The sequence below is a fragment of the Micromonospora sp. A200 genome, assembly GCF_029893845.1.
Lineage (GTDB): Bacteria > Actinomycetota > Actinomycetes > Mycobacteriales > Micromonosporaceae > Micromonospora > Micromonospora purpureochromogenes.
In genome coordinates this window covers 1-18,784 of the sequence record NZ_JARXXY010000004.1, presented here as the reverse complement: position 1 = coordinate 18,784, position 18,784 = coordinate 1, and the positions used below count along the sequence as shown (strand labels likewise).

24 protein-coding genes are annotated in these 18,784 nt (G+C 71.5%); 12 read left to right on the top strand and 12 right to left on the bottom strand.

Translation table 11 applies throughout. The annotated features are described in order from the left end of the window. Positions 1-19: 19 nt before the first annotated feature. Complete coding sequence (locus tag M2302_RS05250; protein ID WP_280836850.1) at positions 20-604, bottom strand: exonuclease; 585 nt, start codon at positions 602-604, stop codon at positions 20-22. A 104-nt stretch (positions 605-708) separates the two neighbouring features. Here M2302_RS05250 and ychF point away from each other — a divergent pair, with 104 nt between their 5' ends. Then, entirely contained in the window at positions 709-1,794 is a 1,086-nt protein-coding gene (gene ychF / locus M2302_RS05245; RefSeq protein WP_280836849.1) for a redox-regulated ATPase YchF, read from the top strand. On the opposite strand, the gene M2302_RS05240 is transcribed toward ychF, so the two are convergent. After that, positions 1,784-2,923, bottom strand: coding sequence for a site-specific integrase (locus M2302_RS05240; protein ID WP_280836848.1), 1,140 nt, complete (start codon positions 2,921-2,923; stop codon positions 1,784-1,786). The genes ychF and M2302_RS05240 overlap by 11 nt on opposite strands. Then, on the bottom strand, positions 2,916-3,371 hold the full coding sequence (locus M2302_RS05235; protein ID WP_280836847.1) for a helix-turn-helix transcriptional regulator: 456 nt from the start codon (positions 3,369-3,371) through the stop codon (positions 2,916-2,918). The genes M2302_RS05240 and M2302_RS05235 overlap by 8 nt, the downstream gene beginning before the upstream one ends. Positions 3,372-3,477: 106 nt before the next feature. Between M2302_RS05235 and M2302_RS05230 the strand changes: the two genes are divergently transcribed. The 11 genes from M2302_RS05230 to M2302_RS05180 all read left to right on the top strand — a co-directional run bounded on the left by M2302_RS05230 (position 3,478) and on the right by M2302_RS05180 (position 13,187). Further along, entirely contained in the window at positions 3,478-3,663 is a 186-nt protein-coding gene (locus tag M2302_RS05230) for a helix-turn-helix domain-containing protein (protein WP_280836846.1), read from the top strand. Between the two features lie 249 nt (positions 3,664-3,912). Continuing rightward, on the top strand, positions 3,913-6,261 hold the full coding sequence (locus M2302_RS05225; protein ID WP_280836845.1) for an AAA family ATPase: 2,349 nt from the start codon (positions 3,913-3,915) through the stop codon (positions 6,259-6,261). Then, positions 6,258-6,731 carry a hypothetical protein gene (locus M2302_RS05220; protein ID WP_280836844.1) on the top strand — a complete coding sequence of 158 codons (474 nt, stop codon included), beginning with the start codon at positions 6,258-6,260 and terminating at the stop codon, positions 6,729-6,731. Before M2302_RS05225 ends, M2302_RS05220 begins: the two co-directional genes overlap by 4 nt. Beyond that, positions 6,728-6,934, top strand: coding sequence for a hypothetical protein (locus M2302_RS05215; protein ID WP_280836843.1), 207 nt, complete (start codon positions 6,728-6,730; stop codon positions 6,932-6,934). Before M2302_RS05220 ends, M2302_RS05215 begins: the two co-directional genes overlap by 4 nt. Then, entirely contained in the window at positions 6,931-7,566 is a 636-nt protein-coding gene (locus M2302_RS05210) for a hypothetical protein (protein WP_280836842.1), read from the top strand. Before M2302_RS05215 ends, M2302_RS05210 begins: the two co-directional genes overlap by 4 nt. Further along, a complete protein-coding gene (locus M2302_RS05205; protein ID WP_280836841.1) occupies positions 7,563-7,796 on the top strand; it encodes a hypothetical protein in 234 nt (77 codons plus the stop codon). Before M2302_RS05210 ends, M2302_RS05205 begins: the two co-directional genes overlap by 4 nt. After that, the gene (locus M2302_RS05200) at positions 7,793-8,218 is read left to right on the top strand and encodes a helix-turn-helix domain-containing protein (protein WP_280836840.1); all 426 of its coding nucleotides are present in this window, start codon (positions 7,793-7,795) and stop codon (positions 8,216-8,218) included. Before M2302_RS05205 ends, M2302_RS05200 begins: the two co-directional genes overlap by 4 nt. Before the next feature lie 17 nt (positions 8,219-8,235). Beyond that, complete coding sequence (locus M2302_RS05195; protein WP_280836839.1) at positions 8,236-8,859, top strand: hypothetical protein; 624 nt, start codon at positions 8,236-8,238, stop codon at positions 8,857-8,859. An 18-nt stretch (positions 8,860-8,877) separates the two neighbouring features. Next, positions 8,878-9,519, top strand: coding sequence for a hypothetical protein (locus M2302_RS05190; protein WP_280836838.1), 642 nt, complete (start codon positions 8,878-8,880; stop codon positions 9,517-9,519). 142 nt (positions 9,520-9,661) lie between these two features. Next, positions 9,662-10,033, top strand: coding sequence for a hypothetical protein (locus tag M2302_RS05185; RefSeq protein WP_280836837.1), 372 nt, complete (start codon positions 9,662-9,664; stop codon positions 10,031-10,033). A gap of 322 nt (positions 10,034-10,355) precedes the next feature. After that, positions 10,356-13,187, top strand: a complete 2,832-nt coding sequence (locus M2302_RS05180) for a hypothetical protein (RefSeq protein ID WP_280836836.1) — start codon at positions 10,356-10,358, stop codon at positions 13,185-13,187. A gap of 262 nt (positions 13,188-13,449) precedes the next feature. On the opposite strand, the gene M2302_RS05175 is transcribed toward M2302_RS05180, so the two are convergent. The 9 genes from M2302_RS05175 to M2302_RS05135 form a co-directional block, all read right to left on the bottom strand. After that, on the bottom strand, positions 13,450-13,710 hold the full coding sequence (locus M2302_RS05175) for a hypothetical protein (RefSeq protein WP_280836835.1): 261 nt from the start codon (positions 13,708-13,710) through the stop codon (positions 13,450-13,452). A gap of 142 nt (positions 13,711-13,852) precedes the next feature. Continuing rightward, complete coding sequence (locus M2302_RS05170; protein WP_280836834.1) at positions 13,853-15,868, bottom strand: FtsK/SpoIIIE domain-containing protein; 2,016 nt, start codon at positions 15,866-15,868, stop codon at positions 13,853-13,855. A gap of 2 nt (positions 15,869-15,870) precedes the next feature. Then, positions 15,871-16,065 (bottom strand): hypothetical protein, encoded by a 195-nt coding sequence (locus tag M2302_RS05165; RefSeq protein ID WP_280836833.1) that lies wholly within the window; start codon positions 16,063-16,065, stop codon positions 15,871-15,873. After that, complete coding sequence (locus tag M2302_RS05160; protein WP_280836832.1) at positions 16,058-16,207, bottom strand: hypothetical protein; 150 nt, start codon at positions 16,205-16,207, stop codon at positions 16,058-16,060. Before M2302_RS05160 ends, M2302_RS05165 begins: the two co-directional genes overlap by 8 nt. Continuing rightward, on the bottom strand, positions 16,204-16,986 hold the full coding sequence (locus M2302_RS05155; protein WP_280836831.1) for an ABC transporter permease: 783 nt from the start codon (positions 16,984-16,986) through the stop codon (positions 16,204-16,206). Before M2302_RS05155 ends, M2302_RS05160 begins: the two co-directional genes overlap by 4 nt. After that, complete coding sequence (locus M2302_RS05150; RefSeq protein ID WP_280836830.1) at positions 16,983-17,219, bottom strand: hypothetical protein; 237 nt, start codon at positions 17,217-17,219, stop codon at positions 16,983-16,985. The genes M2302_RS05155 and M2302_RS05150 overlap by 4 nt, the downstream gene beginning before the upstream one ends. After that, complete coding sequence (locus tag M2302_RS05145; RefSeq protein WP_280836829.1) at positions 17,216-17,389, bottom strand: hypothetical protein; 174 nt, start codon at positions 17,387-17,389, stop codon at positions 17,216-17,218. Before M2302_RS05145 ends, M2302_RS05150 begins: the two co-directional genes overlap by 4 nt. Then, positions 17,386-17,592, bottom strand: coding sequence for a hypothetical protein (locus M2302_RS05140; protein ID WP_280836828.1), 207 nt, complete (start codon positions 17,590-17,592; stop codon positions 17,386-17,388). The genes M2302_RS05145 and M2302_RS05140 overlap by 4 nt, the downstream gene beginning before the upstream one ends. 74 nt (positions 17,593-17,666) lie before the next feature. Then, positions 17,667-18,326 carry a hypothetical protein gene (locus M2302_RS05135; protein WP_280836827.1) on the bottom strand — a complete coding sequence of 220 codons (660 nt, stop codon included), beginning with the start codon at positions 18,324-18,326 and terminating at the stop codon, positions 17,667-17,669. Positions 18,327-18,784 lie beyond the last annotated feature (458 nt).

The following is an 18,784-nucleotide window of genomic DNA, read 5'->3' as shown; positions in this document are numbered from 1 at the left end:
GCGGACGGTGCGGCCCGGTTCAGCCCGCCTCGGCCCGCCCGGGGCGGTGCCGGAGCGCGGCGGCGAAGACCTGGGCCAGCTCGGCCGCGTCCTCCCCGGCGTGGTGGGTGTGCGGCACGTCGGTCAGGCCCAGCTCGTGCTTGATGATCCCCTTGCGGGTCCGCACCCACTCGCAGCCGGTCCGCCCCATCCACCAGCTACGCAGGTCCACGCCGGAGCCGGTCGCGCCGAACGGGCTGCGGCCGGTGAACCGGACGAAGTACCAGTGCACGAACATGCCGTCCCACACGGCGGGCGCGGCCAGGAAGACCGGCCGGCCGATCCGGCGCAGCCCGTTGACCCAGCTCGCGGCCGCGCCCATCGCCTCCTCGGCGGTGGGCGCCTCCCGGAGCAGCCGGTCCCGGTCGAGCCCGGAGACCGCGAGGGCGGCCGGCACGAACTCCTCGGAGATCGGCTTCAGCTCGGTGTAGAAGGTGAGGTCCGGTCGCCAGGCCACCGTCATGCCCAGCGAGATCATGCTGTACGGGCCGGGGATCGGGCCGTCCGCCTCGACGTCCACCGCCACGTAGAGCTCCGGCAGCCGCTCGTCCGCCCCGTTCGTCATCGGGGCAGGCTAGCAACGCTGTGGGCGTACCCGGGACGTCTTTTCGCCGGGCTGGTGGGCCTACCTGCCGGGTGTCGGCGGACACCGGCGTAAGCTGGCTCGTCGTGAGTCTCTCCATCGGCATCGTCGGCCTGCCCAACGTCGGCAAGAGCACCCTGTTCAACGCGCTCACCAAGAACGACGTGCTCGCCGCGAACTACCCGTTCGCCACGATCGAGCCCAACGTCGGCGTCGTCGGGCTGCCGGACGAGCGGCTGGCCACGCTCGCGGAGATCTTCTCCTCGCAGAAGGTGCTGCCGGCGCCGGTGTCGTTCGTCGACATCGCCGGCCTGGTGCGGGGCGCCTCCAAGGGGCAGGGCCGGGGCAACGCCTTCCTGGCCAACATCCGCGACGCCTCGGCGATCTGCCAGGTGGTGCGCGCGTTCTCCGACCCGAACGTGGTGCATGTCGACGGGAAGATCTCCCCGGCCGACGACATCGAGACGATCAACACCGAGCTGATCCTCGCCGACCTCCAGACCCTGGAGAAGGCGCTGCCGCGGCTGGAGAAGGAGGCCAAGCTCCGCAAGGACCGGGCCGCCGCGGTCGCCGCCGCCAAGGCCGCCGTCGACGTGCTCGACGGCGGTACCACCCTCTACGCCGGCGCCGCCGCCGCGAAGATCGAGCTGGAGCACCTGCGCGAGCTGCACCTGCTCACCACCAAGCCCTTCCTGTACGTCTTCAACGTCGACGAGGCCGAGCTGGCCAACGCCGAGTTCCTCGACGAGCTGCGCGCGCTGGTCGCGCCCGCCGAGGCGGTCTTCATGGACGCGAAGATCGAGTCCGAGCTGGTGGACCTGCCCGAGGAGGAGGCCCGCGAGCTGCTGGAGTCGATCGGGCAGAACGAGCCCGGCCTCAACCAGCTCGTCCGGGTCGGCTTCCGCACGCTCGGGCTGCAGACGTACCTGACGGCGGGCCCCAAGGAGGCGCGCGCCTGGACCGTCCCGGTCGGCGCGACCGCGCCGGAGGCCGCGGGCGTCATCCACAGCGACTTCCAGCGCGGCTTCATCAAGGCCGAGGTCGTCTCCTACGCCGACCTGGTCGAGGCCGGATCGATGGCGGCGGCCAAGGCCGCCGGCAAGGTCCGGATCGAGGGCAAGGAGTACGTCATGCAGGACGGCGACGTGGTGGAGTTCCGCTTCAACGTCTGACGAAACGCCGTGACCTGCGGTTACGGCTCTCTACGCGAGCGCTGGTCCGCGCAGAGTCCGCGCCTCCCTTCCGCCAAGCATTCTCGACAGCCTTCCGGGTCCGCTCTTCGGAGTCTGGCATGAGGTGTCCGTACGTCGACAGGACCAGCTTGGCGTTCTTGTGCCCGAGCCGTTCGGCGACCGCAACGACCGACTCGCCAGCGTGCAGCAGGATGCTCGCGTAGTGGTGGCGAAGGTCGTGCGGTGTCGTGCTGGACGGGAGCCCAGCCGCCGCCACTGCGGCCTGGAAGATCCGCGTGCCGTAGTAGTCGTGCCGGTACGGCTTGCCGAACCGCGTGGTGAACAGGGTGCCGTCCGCCGGCGGCGGAAAGCCCTCGATGTGCGCAGCGAGCGCTTCCGCCACCGGTGCCGGTAGCGGCACCGTACGCCGTGACCAGCTCGTTTTCGGCGCCGTCCGGGTCCGCTCACCCGGCGCTATCTGCGTCTCCACCCGGACGGTCCGGCGCAGGAAGTCGACGTCGACCAGGCGCAGCGCCAGCAGCTCCCCGATTCGGAGCCCGAGCCCCGCCTGAGTGAGCACCATCGCGCGGTTCCGCGTCGGCATCGCGTCGGCGAGCTGGTGCACCTGGTCGACGGTCAGCGGGATGATCCGCTCCTGATGCGCCTCCGGCATGGTCAGTCGGGCCGCGAACGGAGAGGACCCGACCAGACGGTCATGCTGCGCGCTGGCGTACACCGAGCGGACCAGCGACACCAGGAGCCGCAGCGTCGAGGGTGAGAGCACCTGGGCGCGTTCCGTCACCCACGCCTGAGCGTCGGACGGCAGCACCTGAACGAGTCGGCGAGACCCAATGCTGGTGCCCTCGATGTGCGTACGGATCAGCGAGTCGACCCGCTTGGCGGTGCGGGGGTTGTGGGGCCGGGCGGCAGCCCACCGGCGGGCGTACTGTGCCACGGTCGTGCGGTCGGTCGGGTCAACGTACTGACCGCGCAGCTTGTCGCCCTCCACGATGGCCAGCCAGGCGTCTGCGTCGCGTTTCTTGGTGAAGTGCTTGGCGTGCTCCTTGCCGGACAGGTCGCGCCACCTGGCCCGGTACTTCCCATCGGGCCGCTTGGCGACGTTACCCATCCCGGCGCTCTTCGTACGCCCGGATCATTGCTTCCAACGCCTGCCGCTGCTCGACGAGTGTCCGCCGTTCCTGCGTGAGGTCGCGCATCTCCGCCGTGAGTTGGTCTTGTACGCGCAGCAGGTCACGGGTCGCCTGTTCTTCCTGGGCGCGGGTCCGCTCAAGGGATTCCTTGGCGTGCTCGTACTCGTCATCGGTCAGGGTGGGCAGCTCGGCCGAGTAGGCCTGGAGGTCGAGCCCGAGCAGTTTGGCCAGCGCGGCTACCTCGTTGAACCGGATCGTCCGCTCGCCGCGCTCCAACCGCGCAACGGCGGTCTGGTGGAGCTCGATCCCTGCTGACTCCCGCAGGTGCCGCGCTAGAGCCTCCTGGCTCCAGCCTCGCACCTCGCGTGCCTCGCGGACCTGTGCGCCGAAGCGCTGCTCTGCTGATGAAGTGTCGGTATGCGTCACGCGCATGACTCTAGATGCGCCGTCAGCTTGACGGCAAGCGTTGGTCGTGCTTGAGTTCATGAGCAGAACGCATCGCCGCTCATGCGGCAGACGCATTGGAGTCGTCATGGAGAAGTACCTGACCACCGAAGAGGTCGCCGCCATCACCCGCAGCACGCCGAGCACCGTGCGGTACTGGCGGCACATCGGCAAGGGCCCGCGCGGAGTGAAGCGCGGGAAGCGGGTCCTGTACGCCGAGAGCGACGTCGCCGCCTGGCTCGCCGAGGACGACGAGACCAAGGTGGCCGCCTGAGATGACGCAGATACGACGAACCCCCGGCGCTGGGCAGGCATCCGGGGGGTCATCAAAGGTCACGGCGACCGAACTCACGGTAGCACCGGCGTCTGTCCTTCCGCCTGCTGGTCGACGGCGCCTCGCGGTCGCCATCGTTACCCGCTGCCCGTTCTGCCGTCGCCCCCACCTGCACCGCGGCCTGCGCCTCGACGGCGCCACCCGCACCGCCGGCTGCGGCCAGCGCGAATACATCCTGGCGGTGGCCGCGTGACGAACCTCGACGCGATCAGGGCTGCCGCGCTGGCCTGGCACGACGCCGGGTATTGCGTCCTGCCCACCGCGGCGGACGGCAGCAAGCGGCCCGGCGTCGGCTCCTGGACGCAGTACCAGCACGAGCAGTACCCCCGGACCAGCCTGGCCGGCGTCAACGTCCCCGGCATCGGGCTCGTGTGCGGCGCCGTCTCCGGCGGGCTGGAGATGCTGGAGCTTGAGGGTCGCGCCGTCGCCGAGGGCGCTCTCGCGCAACTCGACGACCTCGTGACCGCCGCCGGCCTCACCGGGCTGTGGCTCCGCCTCACCGCCGACCCGGGCGCGTACATCGAGCGGACCCCGTCCGGCGGGCTGCACATCCTGTACCGGATCACCGACGCGCCGGTCCCCGGGAATACAGCGCTGGCCCGGCGGCCCGCCACCGAGGCGGAACTCGCCACGGCGCCGCGTGAGCGAATCAAGGTGCTGGCCGAGACGCGCGGCGAGGGCGGCTACGTGGTGGTGGCCCCGTCCCACGGCCCGACCCACCCGACCGGGTTGCCGTGGGAGGTCACCATCGGCCGCGCTGGCCAGGTGCCGACCGTCACCGCTGCCGAGCGGGAGCAACTGCACCGGGTGTTCCGGTGTCTCGACCGGATGCCGGAGCCTGAGCGCCAGGTCGACGCTCCGCGCGTGCCCCGGCCCCGGGTTGACGGGTCGACCAGCCCCGGCGACGCGTTCGCCGCCCAGGTCGACTGGCCCGAGGTGCTGGAGCCCCACGGCTGGACCGAGGTTCACCGGCCCGGCGGCGGCCAGGTCCGCTACTGGCGGCGGCCGGACAAGGCGGTCGGAATCTCGGCCACCACCAACGCCCGCGGCACCGACCGGTTCCACAACTTCTCCACCTCGGCGCACCCGTTCGACGCCGAGCAGTCCTACTCCAAGTTCGGCGCGTACGCCCTGCTCAACCACGGCGGCGACCACTCGGCCGCCGCCCGGGATCTCGCCCGGCAGGGCTACGGCACGCCGACCAGCAACCACGCCGCCGACCAGCGTGCCGCCATCGCGGAGCTCACCGGCGGGCGAGACAGGAGCGCCACCATGGCCACCACCGACGGTGGGCCGGAAGAGAAGGCCAGCCGCCGGCGGCTGGTGCTCACCCCGGCGTCCGACATCGAGCCCGAGCCGGTGGTCTGGGCGTGGGAGGACGACCCGGACGGGCTGACGCCCAACAGCGGCCGCATCCCGCTCGGCTCCCTGTCCGTGTCCGCGGGCCGGGAGGGGACCGGCAAGAGCAGCTTCGGCATCTGGCTCGCCGCGAAGATCACGCGGGGGGAACTGCCCGGCGCCCTGTACGGCCGACCCATGGCGGTCATCTACGCCGCCGTCGAGGACTCCTGGAAGCACACACTGGTGCCCCGCCTCATGGCGGCCGGCGCGGACCTCAACAAGGTGTTCCGGGTCGAGGTCGTCGAGGACGAAGCCGACGGCGTCACCCTGTCCCTGCCGACCGACAACTCGCTGCTCGAGCGCGAGATCAAGCGGGTCGGGGCGGCGCTGCTGGTGCTCGACCCGCTCATGTCGACCATCGGCGCGGGGATCGACACCCACCGGGAGCGGGACGTCCGGGTCGCCCTCGACCCGCTGGCCCGACTCGCCGACCGGTCCCGGTGCGTGGTGCTCGGCATCGCGCACTTCAACAAGGGCTCCGGCACCGACCCGTCGTCGCTCATCACCGGGTCGGGTGCCTTCAAGAACGTGCCCCGGTCGGTGTTCGGCTTCGCCAAGGACGGTGACGGCGACCGGGTCATGACCCAGACCAAGAACAGCCTCGGCCGCCTCGACCTGCCGTCGCTCAGCTACCAGATCGAGGGCACCGACGTGCCGACCCGGCATGGTCCCGCGCACGTCGGCCGCCTGGTCTGGCTCGGCCACTCCGACAGGTCGGTCACCGACATCCTCAACGAGCGCGGCGACGCCGAGGACCAGGAGGAGCGCAAGGACGCCGCCGAGTGGCTCAAGGGCTACCTCACCGACAACGGCGGTGAGGCCGCCGCCGTCGACGTCTTCAAGGCCGGCGAGAAGGTCGGCTTCAGCAAGGACGCGCTCAAGCGGGCCAAGAAGCCGGCCGGGGTGAAGTCCGAGAAGACCGGCATGGACGCCGGGTGGATGTGGCGCTTCAAGGACGCCCCCGAAGAGCGCGAAGGGAGCGAAGGGAGCAAGGGAGCAGACGCCCTAGGAACCGCACCCTTCGCGCTCCCTTCGGACCCCGGCACGACGAAGGGAGCAGAGAAGGGAGCGGATTCCCAGGAGCCGCACTCTTCGCTCCCTTCGCTCCCTTCGGACGCTGAGGAGGTCTGGTCATGACCATCGGTCAACTCATCGGGCGTGGGCGCGCCGCCGGTCTCCGGCTGGAGATGCAGGGCGGTCAGCTCACCATTCGCGGCCCGCGCGAAGCCGGCGATCTCGCCCGCGCACTGCTGGCCCGCCGTCCCGAGGTGATCAGCCACCTCACCGGCGCCACCTGCTGCGGCCAGCGGGCGACCGGCACCGCCGGCGCCCCACTGGTCAACGCCTGCCAGCTCTGCCCCACCTCGCCGACGTACTGGCGTGACCAGCCGCCCAGCCCGGCACCGCCCCAGCAGACAGCCGCACCGGCCACCGCCCAGCCTGAGCGCACGGGCAGCGGGCTCGTGTGGTCGAGCCACGCCACCGGCGACCCGGCGCCGTGCCGCATCTGTCGCCGCCCAGCCCTCATGCGCGACGGCGAGGGCCGACCTTGTCACAAGGTCTGCGCCGAGCAGGCCGACCAGACCACAGAAGGAGCGCGACCGTGACCGACAAGCGCACCGACCAGACCCGCGCCGGCGTAGCGGAAGCGTTCGACTTCTGGCTCAGCCAGCACAACGTGACCGTGCCCCAGGTCATCGAGGACGCCGCCGAGCGGGCCATCACCGCCTGGCTCAACGCGCACACCGACGAGCTTGTCGAGGCCATCACCGCGAAGCTTCGGCCCATCGACCCGGAGGCCAACCGATGACCCCCGCCCTGGCGCTGGAGCGGCTGATGCTCCACCCGGCCTATGACCGGTTCGTCGAGTACGCCCGCACCGTCATGCCGGTCGGGCTCGTCGACCAGGCCGACGCCGCCGCCACCGAGGCCCACGCGATCCTCGCCGATGCCGCCGTGCGTCTCGCGGACGGCAAGGGCAAGGGCATGTCCGCCGGCGACCTGCCCGGGTGGCTGCGCCTCGGCTTGCTGGACACCCTCAGCGCGTTCGCCGCCGGCCGGGCCACCACCTGCCGGCACAACCCCGACGCGACCCGGCCCCGGCCGGTGCTCGCCGCCGCGTGGCGACCCGGCATGGTCGTCTGCCCTGGCTGCGCGCACCTGCTCAGCCTCAAGCACGACCCGGTCGCCGACGCGGTCTGCGACAGCTGCGGCCGGCAGTGCGCCGGAGTCGAGCACGACGACGGCATCTACCCCGGCATGGTCCAGCTCGGACCGCTGATCTACCAGTACGGAACCTGCGGCGACTGCCGACCCACCATCGCCAGCGGAAACCCGCTGAGCGGCCCGCTGCCGGCCGAACAGGGCACGCCGAGGGGTACGGGCAGGGTCCAACCGCGCACCAGGCGAGGCCGCAGCCGCGGGAAGGGCGGCCAGCGGTGACCGCCACCGCCGGCGACGAGCTGCTGTACCGCGTGGCCGAACAGTCCGCCTGGCTGCGCCGCGTGCTCCGCACCGTGGGCAACCCCGACCTGACCGCAGTCGTCGAGCCGATCCTCGACCGGATCGACACGGCCATCACCGACGGCCAACTCAACCCGACCGCAATTGCCCAGGTGTACGCCGACCTGGCGTACGTGCACGCCCTGCTCGCCGGCGGCGTGATCGAGTGACCGGCCGGGAGTGGCGCCCACCCGCCGCCTACGTCCACGGGCTCGACGGGCCCACCGTCGTCGTACCCGCCCGCGTCGCCGCCTGGCTGGAGCGCACCGGCAACCTGTGGGAACTGCGCACCCGCCACCGCGGCGCCGACCCCGAGGTCGACTCCGTCCTAGTCGCCCTCGCCACCGCCGCCGCCATCTGGCGCCAACAGGCCGGCATCAGTTCCGATCACGGCACTGACCAGCGGAAACAGCCGGAAACCGAGACAGGATCACCCCTGACAACAACACAAGCGGCCCACCGACTCGGCATCACCGACCGGGGCGTGCGCGCGGCAATCGCGGCACAACGCCTGAACGCGCAACGCGTAGGCGACCAGTGGTTGATCGACCGGGAAGACCTGGAGCACTTCCGGGCAGGACGGGCCGCCTGACACGTCAGGGAGCACCTATGGCCACCGCGCAGGAACAGGCACAGAAGCTGTTCACCGAGTACAGCGAGACCGTCGAGCGGATCCGCGGGAACAAGGCCGCCAGCCGTGAGGGCAAGCGCGCCGACCTCGCCCGCACCTACCTCAACACCCGGCAGCGCATGGACGCCATCTTCGCCAGCGAGGACACCCAGCGCGCCGACCGGCGCCGCGAGCTGGAGCGCCGACTGTTCGGCATGCCGAAGCTCACCGGCCTGGCCAGCGACCCGGCCACCATGATGATCGGCCACCGCGACGCCATGGACCGCGCCGCCCGCATCACCAGCACCGACGACGCCCTGGCCCTGCTGCGCCGCGCCCTCACCTCCGGCGACGAGCAGCTCGCCCGCGCGATCGTCCAGTGGGGATACGAGAAGCGCGACACCGCAGTGGTCGACGCCTACAGCGACGCCCGCCCCCACCTCGACCCCGACCTGGCCGAGCTGTGGCAGATGCCCACCGACAAGAACCCCACGCAGGCCGGCGTTGAGCGGATGCGCCGCGAGATGAACTACCCCGTCACCAAGCCGGCCGAGCTGGCCGACGTCGACGACATGCACCTGCTGGCCGTCGCCGACGGCCGCGAACTCACCCAGGCCGCCTGACCAGTAGGGAGACACACCATGACCGCAGACATCTTCTACAGCGCCGCCAAGCGGCACATCAACGAACTGTCCGAGGCCACCGAGGCCCACCGGCAGACCGTCGAGCAGATCAACGCGTCGCAGATCTACACCGCCGAGGCCAAGCGCGACCGAGCCCGGGCCGCCGCCGACCAGTTCCACGCCCAGGTACGCGACCTGTCAGCCAAGGTCAACGACAAGCTCGACCAGGCCGACCAGCGCGCCGCCCGGATCCTCGCCGGCGACCGCAGCGACACCGAGCAGGAGAACCGCAAGCACCGCGCCGCCGGCCGCGTCACCCGCCTGCTCGACGCCGGGAAGAACCCCGCCGAAGCCGCCGAGGTGTTCGCCGCCAGCGGCGACGTGGACGCCTACCAGGCGCTGCGCGACGAGGTACCCGCGTGGATCGCCGCCACCCTGCCCGTTGGTGAGCAGGCCCTGGCCGCTGAGCACACCCGCCGGATGCTGCTCACCGTCGACACCACGATGGCGCCCGCCCTGCCCGACCAGCTCGGCGAGGCCGCACGCATCCGCGCCGACATCGACGCCCAGCGGGCCAGGCTCACCGCCGCGCAGGAGTACGCGGTACGACCGAGCCCGCAGGCCCGGCTCAGGCTCGCTTTCGCTGATGACGCAGCGTGACCGTCCGTCGAGGTGACGAAGCGTGACGGGGTGGGGGGTGACCCCCATGGAGGCACTGAGCAGGACCGCCGGTGAGGTGGCTCGCTGGTCGGCCGCCCTGGAACAAGTCGACCTATCGACCGTCCGTAACGGAGAGTGAGCGATGTCGGAGACGGTGACACCACCGATCGACCTGCGCGACCCGGGTCGCCGGCTGTGGCACGCGATCACGGCTGACTACGACCTCGACGAGCACGAGCTGGCGCTGCTGGTCGAGGCGACCCGCACCGTTGACCTGCTCGACGAGCTGGAGCGGCGCATCCGGCAGGACGGCGCGGTCATCAACAGCCCGCAGGGCATGAAGGCGCACCCGGCGGCGGTGGAGGCCCGGCAGCAGCGGATAGCGCTGGCGCGGATCCTGGCCGCGCTGCGGATGCCGTCGGGTGACGAGGGCGACCAGGTGCAGGGCCGCCGGCCGCAGCGGCGTACCGGGGTGCGCGGTGTGCACGGCATCCGCGGCGTGGTGGCTTCGTGAGGCGCCGGGAAGCGCCGCGGCCGGCGAGGGTGGCCGGTGCGACGCCGCTGTGGGTGCAGAACCTGACCGCTGGCCTGCGGCACGCCCAGGAGATGACGGGGAAGCGTGGCCTGGAGGACCTGTGGCCCTACCTAAGGCGGGAGAGGGCCCGCTGGTGCGCCGAGAACGGCTGCCACCGGCAAGGGACGAAGACATGCCGCGAGGTGTTCGGCACGGTGCCGGAGGCCTGCCAGAAGGCGGGCGGCCCGGCGGAACAGGGAGAGGGGTAGGGCATGAGACGAGCGGTGACGGTGGGGCTGGATAGGGCGGGAGGCGGCGCCTGATGGCGATCCTGAGAAAGGCATTCGTCAAGGTCGCTCCCGACACCTCGACGTTCGACAAGGAACTGAAGGACAAGCTCAAGAAGACCGACACCAAGCCCGAGGGTGACAAGGTCGGCAAAGAGTTCTCGTCGAGTCTGACCCGGCGCATCGACCGGGAGCTGAAGGCGTTCGACCTGCCGAAGCTGGAACTCAAGGGCGACCCGAAGGACGCCATCAAGGCCATCGAGTCGACCAGCCGCAAGCTGGAGGAGCTCCGCGACGACGCGGACAACATTGAGCTGCGCCTGCAGGCGAACAAGGCGCTGGGCGACCTGGGCCGGTTCCGGAAGACGCTCGGCGACTTCGGCCCTGACCTCGGCACCACCCTCGGCGTTTCCACCTCCCAGGGGTTCTTCGCGTCGCTGAGCACGTCGTTCAAGGCGCCGCCCGCGGCGGTGGGGGTCGGCGCTGGCGTGCTGGCGGCGGCCCTCGCGCCCACCCTCGCCGCTGGGATCTCCGGCGCGGTGGTCGGCGGCGTCGGTGTTGGCGGTGTCATCGGCGGCGTGCTCCTGGCGGCCCGCGACGACCGGGTCAAGGCCGCCGGCGCGGACCTGGGCGCGTTCATCGTCGGCGACCTGGAGGGCCGGGCCGCGGACTTCGTCCCGGCCGTGCTGGGCGGTATCGACGACATCCGCGCCGGGTGGCGTGACCTTGGTCCTGACCTGGATCGGATCTTCGGGTCGTCGCGGTTCGTGGATCCGCTGGTCGCTGGGGCGGTGTCGGGCGGTCGGAAGCTGATCGCCGGTCTCGCTGACGCGGTGGACAAGGCCGACCCGGTGATCGGGGCGTTCGCTGCCGCCATGGACCGGGTGGGTGACGCCGCCGGTGACGTGTTCTCGACGTTGGCGGAGGACGCCGACGAGGGCGCATCGGCGATCGACGACATGTCCCTGGCGGTGTCGAACTTCATCCGGGTGAGTGGCGGGATCATCCACGCCGGGGCTGCGGTGAAGGGGTACTCCGACAGCCTCGACGTGGCGCTCGACAAGGGCCGGTACTGGCTTGAAGACCTGAGGCAAATTGGACCGGCGCTGGACCTTACGGCGGATGGGTTCGCCTACGGCAGCAAGGAAGCCGAGGCGTTCCGCAAGGCCACCATCGGCACCGCGGAGGCGGCTGACTTCGCGACGTTGAAGGCCGCTGGCCTGACCGACGCGGAGATCGCCGGCGCGGACGCCTCGGGCACCTACATGTCGCGCCTCGACGAGGTCAACGGGGTGCTGGGTGACGCGGCGACGTACTACACCGACACGACCACCGCGGCCGACAAACTCAACGAGCGCACGGCGCTGCTGGGCGAGGTGCAGTCGGTTGCCGGGCAGCAGATGGACGCGTTGCTGACCCGCACCGGGGCTGTGACGGGTGCAATGGACGCCCAGCGGGCCATGGCGGACCTGCTGCGGGATGCGCACGAGAAGATGTACGGCGCCGCCATCAACGCCTCAGAGGCCAACGAGGGCTACGAGGCGTCGTGGGACAACCTGTCCGGGGCGGTCGAGAAGAACGGCCGCAGCCTGAGCGACCAGAACGCCAAGGGACGCAACAACCGAGACATGCTGCAAGCCCTGCTCAAGAGCACGGGTGAGCTGTTCTACGCCGAGATCGAGACCGGCACCTCGATCGAGGGCGCCACCAAGAAGCACGAGGACCGGATCAAGGCGGTCAAGGAGGAAGCGCGGCGGCTCGGCCTGAACAAGGTTGAGACGCAGAAGCTGATCGACACGTACGGGCAGATTCCGCCCAAGAAGGGCACGGATCTGTTCCTGGACGGGTTCAAGGAGATCGGCAAGGCCCTCACCGACCTGTACATCTTCCAGCGCAGCTTGGCGACGGGCCGCACGCTGGCGCAGGTCCGCAGCGACCTGTTCGGCGGGTATGCGGGTTCCCCTAGGGCGTTCAAGGCGACCGGTGGTGAGATCACCGGCCCGGGGACGGGCACGTCGGACTCGGTGCCGATCTGGGCGTCGTCCGGCGAGCACATGTGGACCGCCCGCGAGGTGCAGGCCGCCGGCGGCCACGGCGCGATGATGGAGCTACGCCGCGCCGCCCTCGACGGGGCGTTCGCCGGTGCGGCGAAGCACGCCACGGGCGGCGCGATCGGCCAGCTGGCCGGGAAGAACTGGGGCGACCGGATGCGGTACCCCATCGACCTCACCGAGACGCACGTCATGTCCAAGTCCGACGCGGCGAAGCGAGTGGTTGCGGCGCCGCCGGCGGGCGGTGCGACCGCGCCGTGGATGGTGGCCCTCATCAAGCAGGCGTTCCCCGCGCTGAGCCTGATCTCGGGATACCGGCCGGGCGCCACGACGCTCAGCGGCGGCCAGTCGTATCACGCCCTGAACCGGGCGGTGGACTACGCGCCGAGCCGGGAGCTGGCGCGGTACATGTACCAGAACTACAAGGGTCGGTTGAAGGAAGCGATCACCCCGTTCCCGCAGTACAACGTGCTGAACGGGCGTGACCACACCTTCACCGGCGCCGTGTGGCGGCAGCACAACTGGAGCGGCGGCAACGCCCACGACCACTTCGCCATGGCCAACGGCGGGGTGATCCCGGAGCCGGTGTTCGGTGTCGGGGCGAGTGGCCGCACCTACTCCTTCGCCGAGCGGGGCCCGGAGACGGTGGTGCCGAACGGCGGGGCGATGCGCATTCACCCGGCGGACATCGCGGCGCTGGCCGCGGCCCAGAGCTCGCCCACGGTCAACCTCTACGACACCCGGGCGACGGTCGCCGAGGTTGAGGCGGCACTGCACCGGCAGGCGCTGCGGGCCAGGTTCGGGAGGAGCCGGTAGCTGAACCGCGTCCGAGCTTGTGCCGCGCGTCCCGGGCGGCCAGCTCGTCGAGGCAGGCACCGCGACGGGCGGCCAGGCCGACCCAACGCGCAGAGGGCGTCACCACGACCGGTGACGCCCTCTGTCAGCGGGTGCATGGGTGGAGGCTACCGGTCGGCGAGCCACAGGCCGATCAGGACGAGGAGGGCGATGGCGAGCACGATTCGACGCGTGCGGCCGGGCTTCCGGGGAGGCGGGTAGCCCGGGTATCCGTAGAGGCTTCTCACCGGGCGATCTTCGCACCGGCCGCGGCATCTCGGTGTACCCGCCGGGCTCGGTTCCACAGTCGCCGGCCGATCCGCAGCCGCTTCCCGGTGTGGTTGCACCAGCGGCACGGGCGGGACAACTTCGACTTCCGCTTGCTGCGGTGGTGGCCCTTCCCGTCGCACAACCAGCAGTCGCGGAACGGCCGGATGATGCACGAGCTGGCGTAGACCAGGGCGACGACCAGGACGATGCCGGTCGCGGTGAGGGTGCCTCTCATCAGGTGCCTCCTGGGGCGGTTTCGGGGGCTGGTCGCGGGTGCCGCGACCATGCGACCAACGGGCGTCTGTGCTGGTGGGGGCTGGTCGCACCCCTGGTCGCACTTCCGCGACCAGGGGCACACCCGCGACCAGCCGCGCGACCTACTCGGCTTCGATCTCGCGGCGCTGCTGGGCGGCGTCGAGCGCCGTGCTCCGGGCGCCCTTGATGTTCTTCCGGCCGACCTTCACGTCCTGGCTGTCGACGCCGTACCGGGCCAGGGACTCCCGCACCATGTCGGCCGTCACGCCGGCGTACATCTCCGGCCACTGCTCGGCCAGCCGGGCGGCGAGCACCGCCCACGGCAGACCCGACTCACCGGGCCGGAGCACCGCGCGGGCGTCGGCGAGCATGTCGCGTGCCTCGACCCGCTCGACGTCCTCGCCGATGACCTGGCCGCGCAGCTGGGCGGCGCGGGCCACGATCGCCGCAGCCGTCTTCGGGTCCGGGAAGAACGACCGCACCGACCCGGGCCGCCCGTTGCCGGTGATGACGCCCCACCCGGCGTCGGTGCCGGGCTGGTAGACGGTGGCAGTCAGGCCCTTCTTGTACGCCCCGGTGCCGAGGATCATGTCGTTCTCGACCTGGCCACCGACCGACAGGCACCAGCGGGTGACCACGCAGCGGGTGATGTTCGGCGGGACGCTGTCCCGGTCGGCGATCTGCGTCGCCAGCGCGAGGATGATGCCCAGCGCCCGGCCCCGCTTGGCGACCCGCTCGGCCATGTCGGCGGCGTCCGGGTAGGCCAGGAACAGCTCGTGCACCTCGTCGAGCAGGACGAACACCGGGTGCAGGCCGCTGCCGCGCTTCGCGGCCAGCTCCGGCGTCACCTTCCCTAGCGGTGCCTCGCCGCGCTCCCGTGCCCGCTTGATCCGCTCGCCGCGCCGCTCGCACTCGGCCAGTGCCCACGCGATGATGTCCCGCCCGGTCGACAGCGCCTCGTCGTCGACGCCGCAGGCGTAGGTGCTGCACAGGTCGGCCATGTCGAGGAAGTCGCCGGTGCCCTTGAATTCGGCGATCTTCAGCTCGCACGTCGGGTCGAGGGCGGCGATGGTCGCAAGGGTGCGCGCGGCGTAGGACTTGCCGGAGCCCGGCTGCCCACCGATGAGCACGTTCCGCTCAAACAGCACCGTGGACACCGGCCGCTGCCGGGCGTCGGTGCCGAACGGCTGCGGCTCGAAGATGCTGGTCCGCGCCGTGTCGCTGGCCAGCGTCCACCGCGGCTGGCCCATCTTGGACGACGGCTGGTAGCCCACCCACAGGTCGACCTGCCCCGGGTGGTCGGGGCCAACCTCCGGCCACACCTGGTCGACGGGCAGCCGCAGCGCCGCCGCGAGGCCGTCGCGGTTCTCGAGAACCTTCGTCGCGACGATCGCGCCGGGCAGGTTGAAGCGGGCCAGCCAGCCCGGCCCGTCCTTGTGGATACCGGGCGGTGGGAACGTGATCTGCCCCGGCTCCTTGACGCCGATGCCCAGCGCGACGACCGCGGCGCGGACCATCTCGCCGGTGAGCTTGGTGAACGCCGCCCGGGTGGTCACCCGGTCGACGATCGGCCGATCGGCGGGCCGTCCGTGCCGGGCGGCGACCAGCACCAGCGCGGCCACCAGCGCATACCAGCCGACCGGCGGCATGTCCGACACCACCGCGGCGGCGACCAGCAGCAGCACCAGGGCGACGCCGGCACCGACCGCCCACCAGCGGGCGCCGGACGCCTTCTCCCGCCGGCGGTCGAGCTGCTGCCACGTGTGCGGGTCGTTCTTGCTGGCCGCTTCCTGCCGCAGGTGGAAGTTCTCCCGCCCGCCGACCGCCCACCACACCACCGCCGCCGAGGCCCGCCACGCCCCGCGGGGCGCGTACAGGCTGACCTTCGCGGCGTACTTCGGCGTGCGGGTCAGGTGGTAGAGGGCGGTGTGTCCGCCGTAGCCGGCGGACCAGCGGACCAGCGCCCGGCGGGCGTCGGGGGAGCGGAGCACGGCCGGCACGATCGGGCGCCGCTGGTCGGTGCGCGACACGACGTCGGCGAACGTGGCCCGCCGGTCGGCCGGGTCGACAGCGCCGCCCACCTTGTCAGCCTCGATGATGTGCCGCTCGTCGTCGTACTCGATCGGAAGCGTGGTCATGGTCAGTACCCCCCTTGCGCCTGGTCGGCGAGGTTGGACACCCGCACAGCGGCCACGTCGAGCAGCTCCCGGCGGGACATGGTGGTTTCTTCGGTCAGCTCGCGCTCGATGAGCGCGGCCAGGGCGCGCAGCCCGCCGGCAACACCGGCTAGCCGCGCCTGCAACGTCGGGCAGTACGTGCAATCGGCGTCAGCCACGGGTCTGCTCCCGGCGGCGACGTACGTGGTAGGCGACACCGGCCGCCGCGGCGGCGAAGCCGGTGACGATGGCGACGGCCGGGTGTCCGGTCAGGTTGGCGGCCACGGACACGGCCGCGAGGATCGCTGCGATGGCGCTCACTTGGTCACGTCCTCTCGTACGAGGTGGGCGAGGGCGGCGCCCATGCCGAGCACGGCGACGGGCAGGCAGGAAACGAGCGTGGTGATCCACCACGGGGCCGACTCGACGCCGGCAGCGACGAGCAGGTGGTAGGCGACCTGGCCCAGCGCGCCGACGACCAGCGACCCGATGGCGGACCACTTGGCGAACCGCTTGGCGCGGGCCGGCACCCGACCGGACAGCCACACGTAGAGGGCGTACGCGCCGTACGTCTCGACGCCGACCGGCAGCGTGATGGCGGTGTTCAGGCTCACCGAGTCGGCGATGCCCGGCAGGGGGTGCACCACCCCGAACCCGGTGAGTCCGCCGAGCCCGACCCAACCGGACCAGATGGCCACGAACGCCGGCAGCGCCAGCAGGATCACCGGCCAGGCGACCGCCCGGCGGCCCGGCTCGGCCGGGGTGGACGTACCCAGGTGACCGGCCGGCGTGACCTCGGTGGACGGCTCAGCGGGCCGCTCGACCGGGGCCGGCTGCACCAGCGGCACAGACTCGGGTACGACCGGGGCCGGCAGCGGATCCGGGCCGATCGCCTCGGCGTACTGCCACGGGTCCGCCGGCGGCTCGTCGACGAGCCGGGCGCGCAGCTCGTCAGCCTTCGGCGCACCGATGCGGAACTCCCGCATGAGCCGGTTACGGGACGGGACCTCGCCGAGCTGGTCGGCGAGCGTCCGCGCGGCCGGCAGCAGCTCGTCGACGGGCTGCGGGTAGCGGGTGCCGTTGATGGTCGGGGCGGTCATCGGGGGTTACCTCCGGTCTGCTCGGCGGCGGACGGCCGCACCTGGTAGCTCGGGCACCGCTCGCTCTCGTGACGCGGGCCGCCGCAGAACGCGCACGGGCCGCTCTGGCCGCCGACCGGCAGCCCGCAGTAGCCGGTGTCGCCCCACGGGCCGCCGGTGAACACCTTCACCGCGGGTCGCCCGCAGGTGCACACCTCGCCCGGCTCGGCCGGACGCTCCCCGTGGGTGGTCATCGGGTCAGCTCCTTACGGCGGTTGATGGCGGCCAGCTCGCGGCGGGCAGCGAGGGCGTACTCGTCGGCGTGCCGGTAGACCAGGGCGCGGGCGACCAGGAAGACGACCAGGACGACGACGGGCAGGCCGAACATGGCCAGCAGCAGGTTGAACAGGGCGGCGTCGTTCATCGGGCACCACCCTTCGCGCCGTCGAGCAGCTGGCGCACCTTGTACGTCAGCACCCGGGCCTGGCTGGTGCTCATGACGATGTGCTCGGCCGCCGGTCCCCCGATCGAGGTCAGCGACACCATCGGCTCGGCGAGCGGGTGCAGCCCCTGGATCAGCGCCACGTCCACCACCGACGCCTCGGGCCGGTTGGTGTCGACGTGCACCGCCGGCGAACGGTGCTCAGCGCGACGCTCGCAGTCCCTCCGGTCGCACCAGCGCGGGTGCTCGGTCGGGGCGGTCACCGGGTGCCGCCGGCGGTGCGGGTGATGCTGACGGCGGCGAGCAGGGCCTGGGCGAGCTGCTCGGCCTGCTCGACGGTGCCAGTCCACGCCTGCGTGTCCTCGCCGTCGTACGCGCCCTCGTCGCCCTCGGAGACGGACAGGACCACACGGGTCGGGGTGGTGACCACGCTGGCCTCGCTGGTGCTCTCGACCCGCACCACGGCCGTGGCCGGGTGGTCGCGGTGCCAGCCGGGGTCCTGCCCGGTCAGCTCGGCCAGGATCCGCTCGTGGACCAGGCCGATGGTGAACCCGTCGACCTCGGTCACCTCGCCGCGGTGGTCCTCCGAGCAGTACGGCGGGCAGCCGGCCGGGCGGAAGGCCTGGCGGTACTTGTCGAACGCCTCGTAGGCGTCGAACGCCGCGTCGGCGGTCACGCCCAACCGGGCGGCCACCTCGTCGTCGGTGAGGTCGGTTCCGACGACCAGCCGGTCGACCTTGCGGGCCAGCTCCATCACCGCGGCCGGCGGCTCGACCAGCACGGCGGCGCGGCCGGTGTACGGCTGATTGGTCGGGAAGCGGCCGACGTTGTCCGCCCTGCGGATAGCGGCCAGGTCGGCGGTGTCGGCGTCGATGAGCCGGTTACCGGCGGGGACGGGGACGGATGCGATGATTCCCACGGGTCGCCTCCTACTAGGCGATCAAGGGCCGGGGTAACAGGAGTTGGCGCTCCTGCCCGGCCCGTCTTTGTTGAATACGTTGACTCTATGCGACAGGCGCATAAGTTGCAATGCTTTCCGGGCATCGGTCCGCAGAAAGTCCGCAAGTTCTCCGCAGATGACCAACGCGAGCCAACTCGACCAAGCAGAACAAGCACAGGTCAGAGCGGGTGCAGAACCATCACAGCAGCTCACAAATCCGACGTACGGAGTTCCGCTTCAACGTCTGATTGCGGCCCGTTCTGGCAGGTCAGGCGGTTGGGCCGTCGCTCTGGGTCACACTGGCCCGCACACTGGCACCTCGGACGATCAGGTGGCTGGGCAGGGCGAACGGCTATTTCCATGTGCGACCGGCACCCCGACCTGCGTAGGAAGGGGGGCATGGCCAACGAGGTGACCGTTCCGCTGCTGCCCTGCGC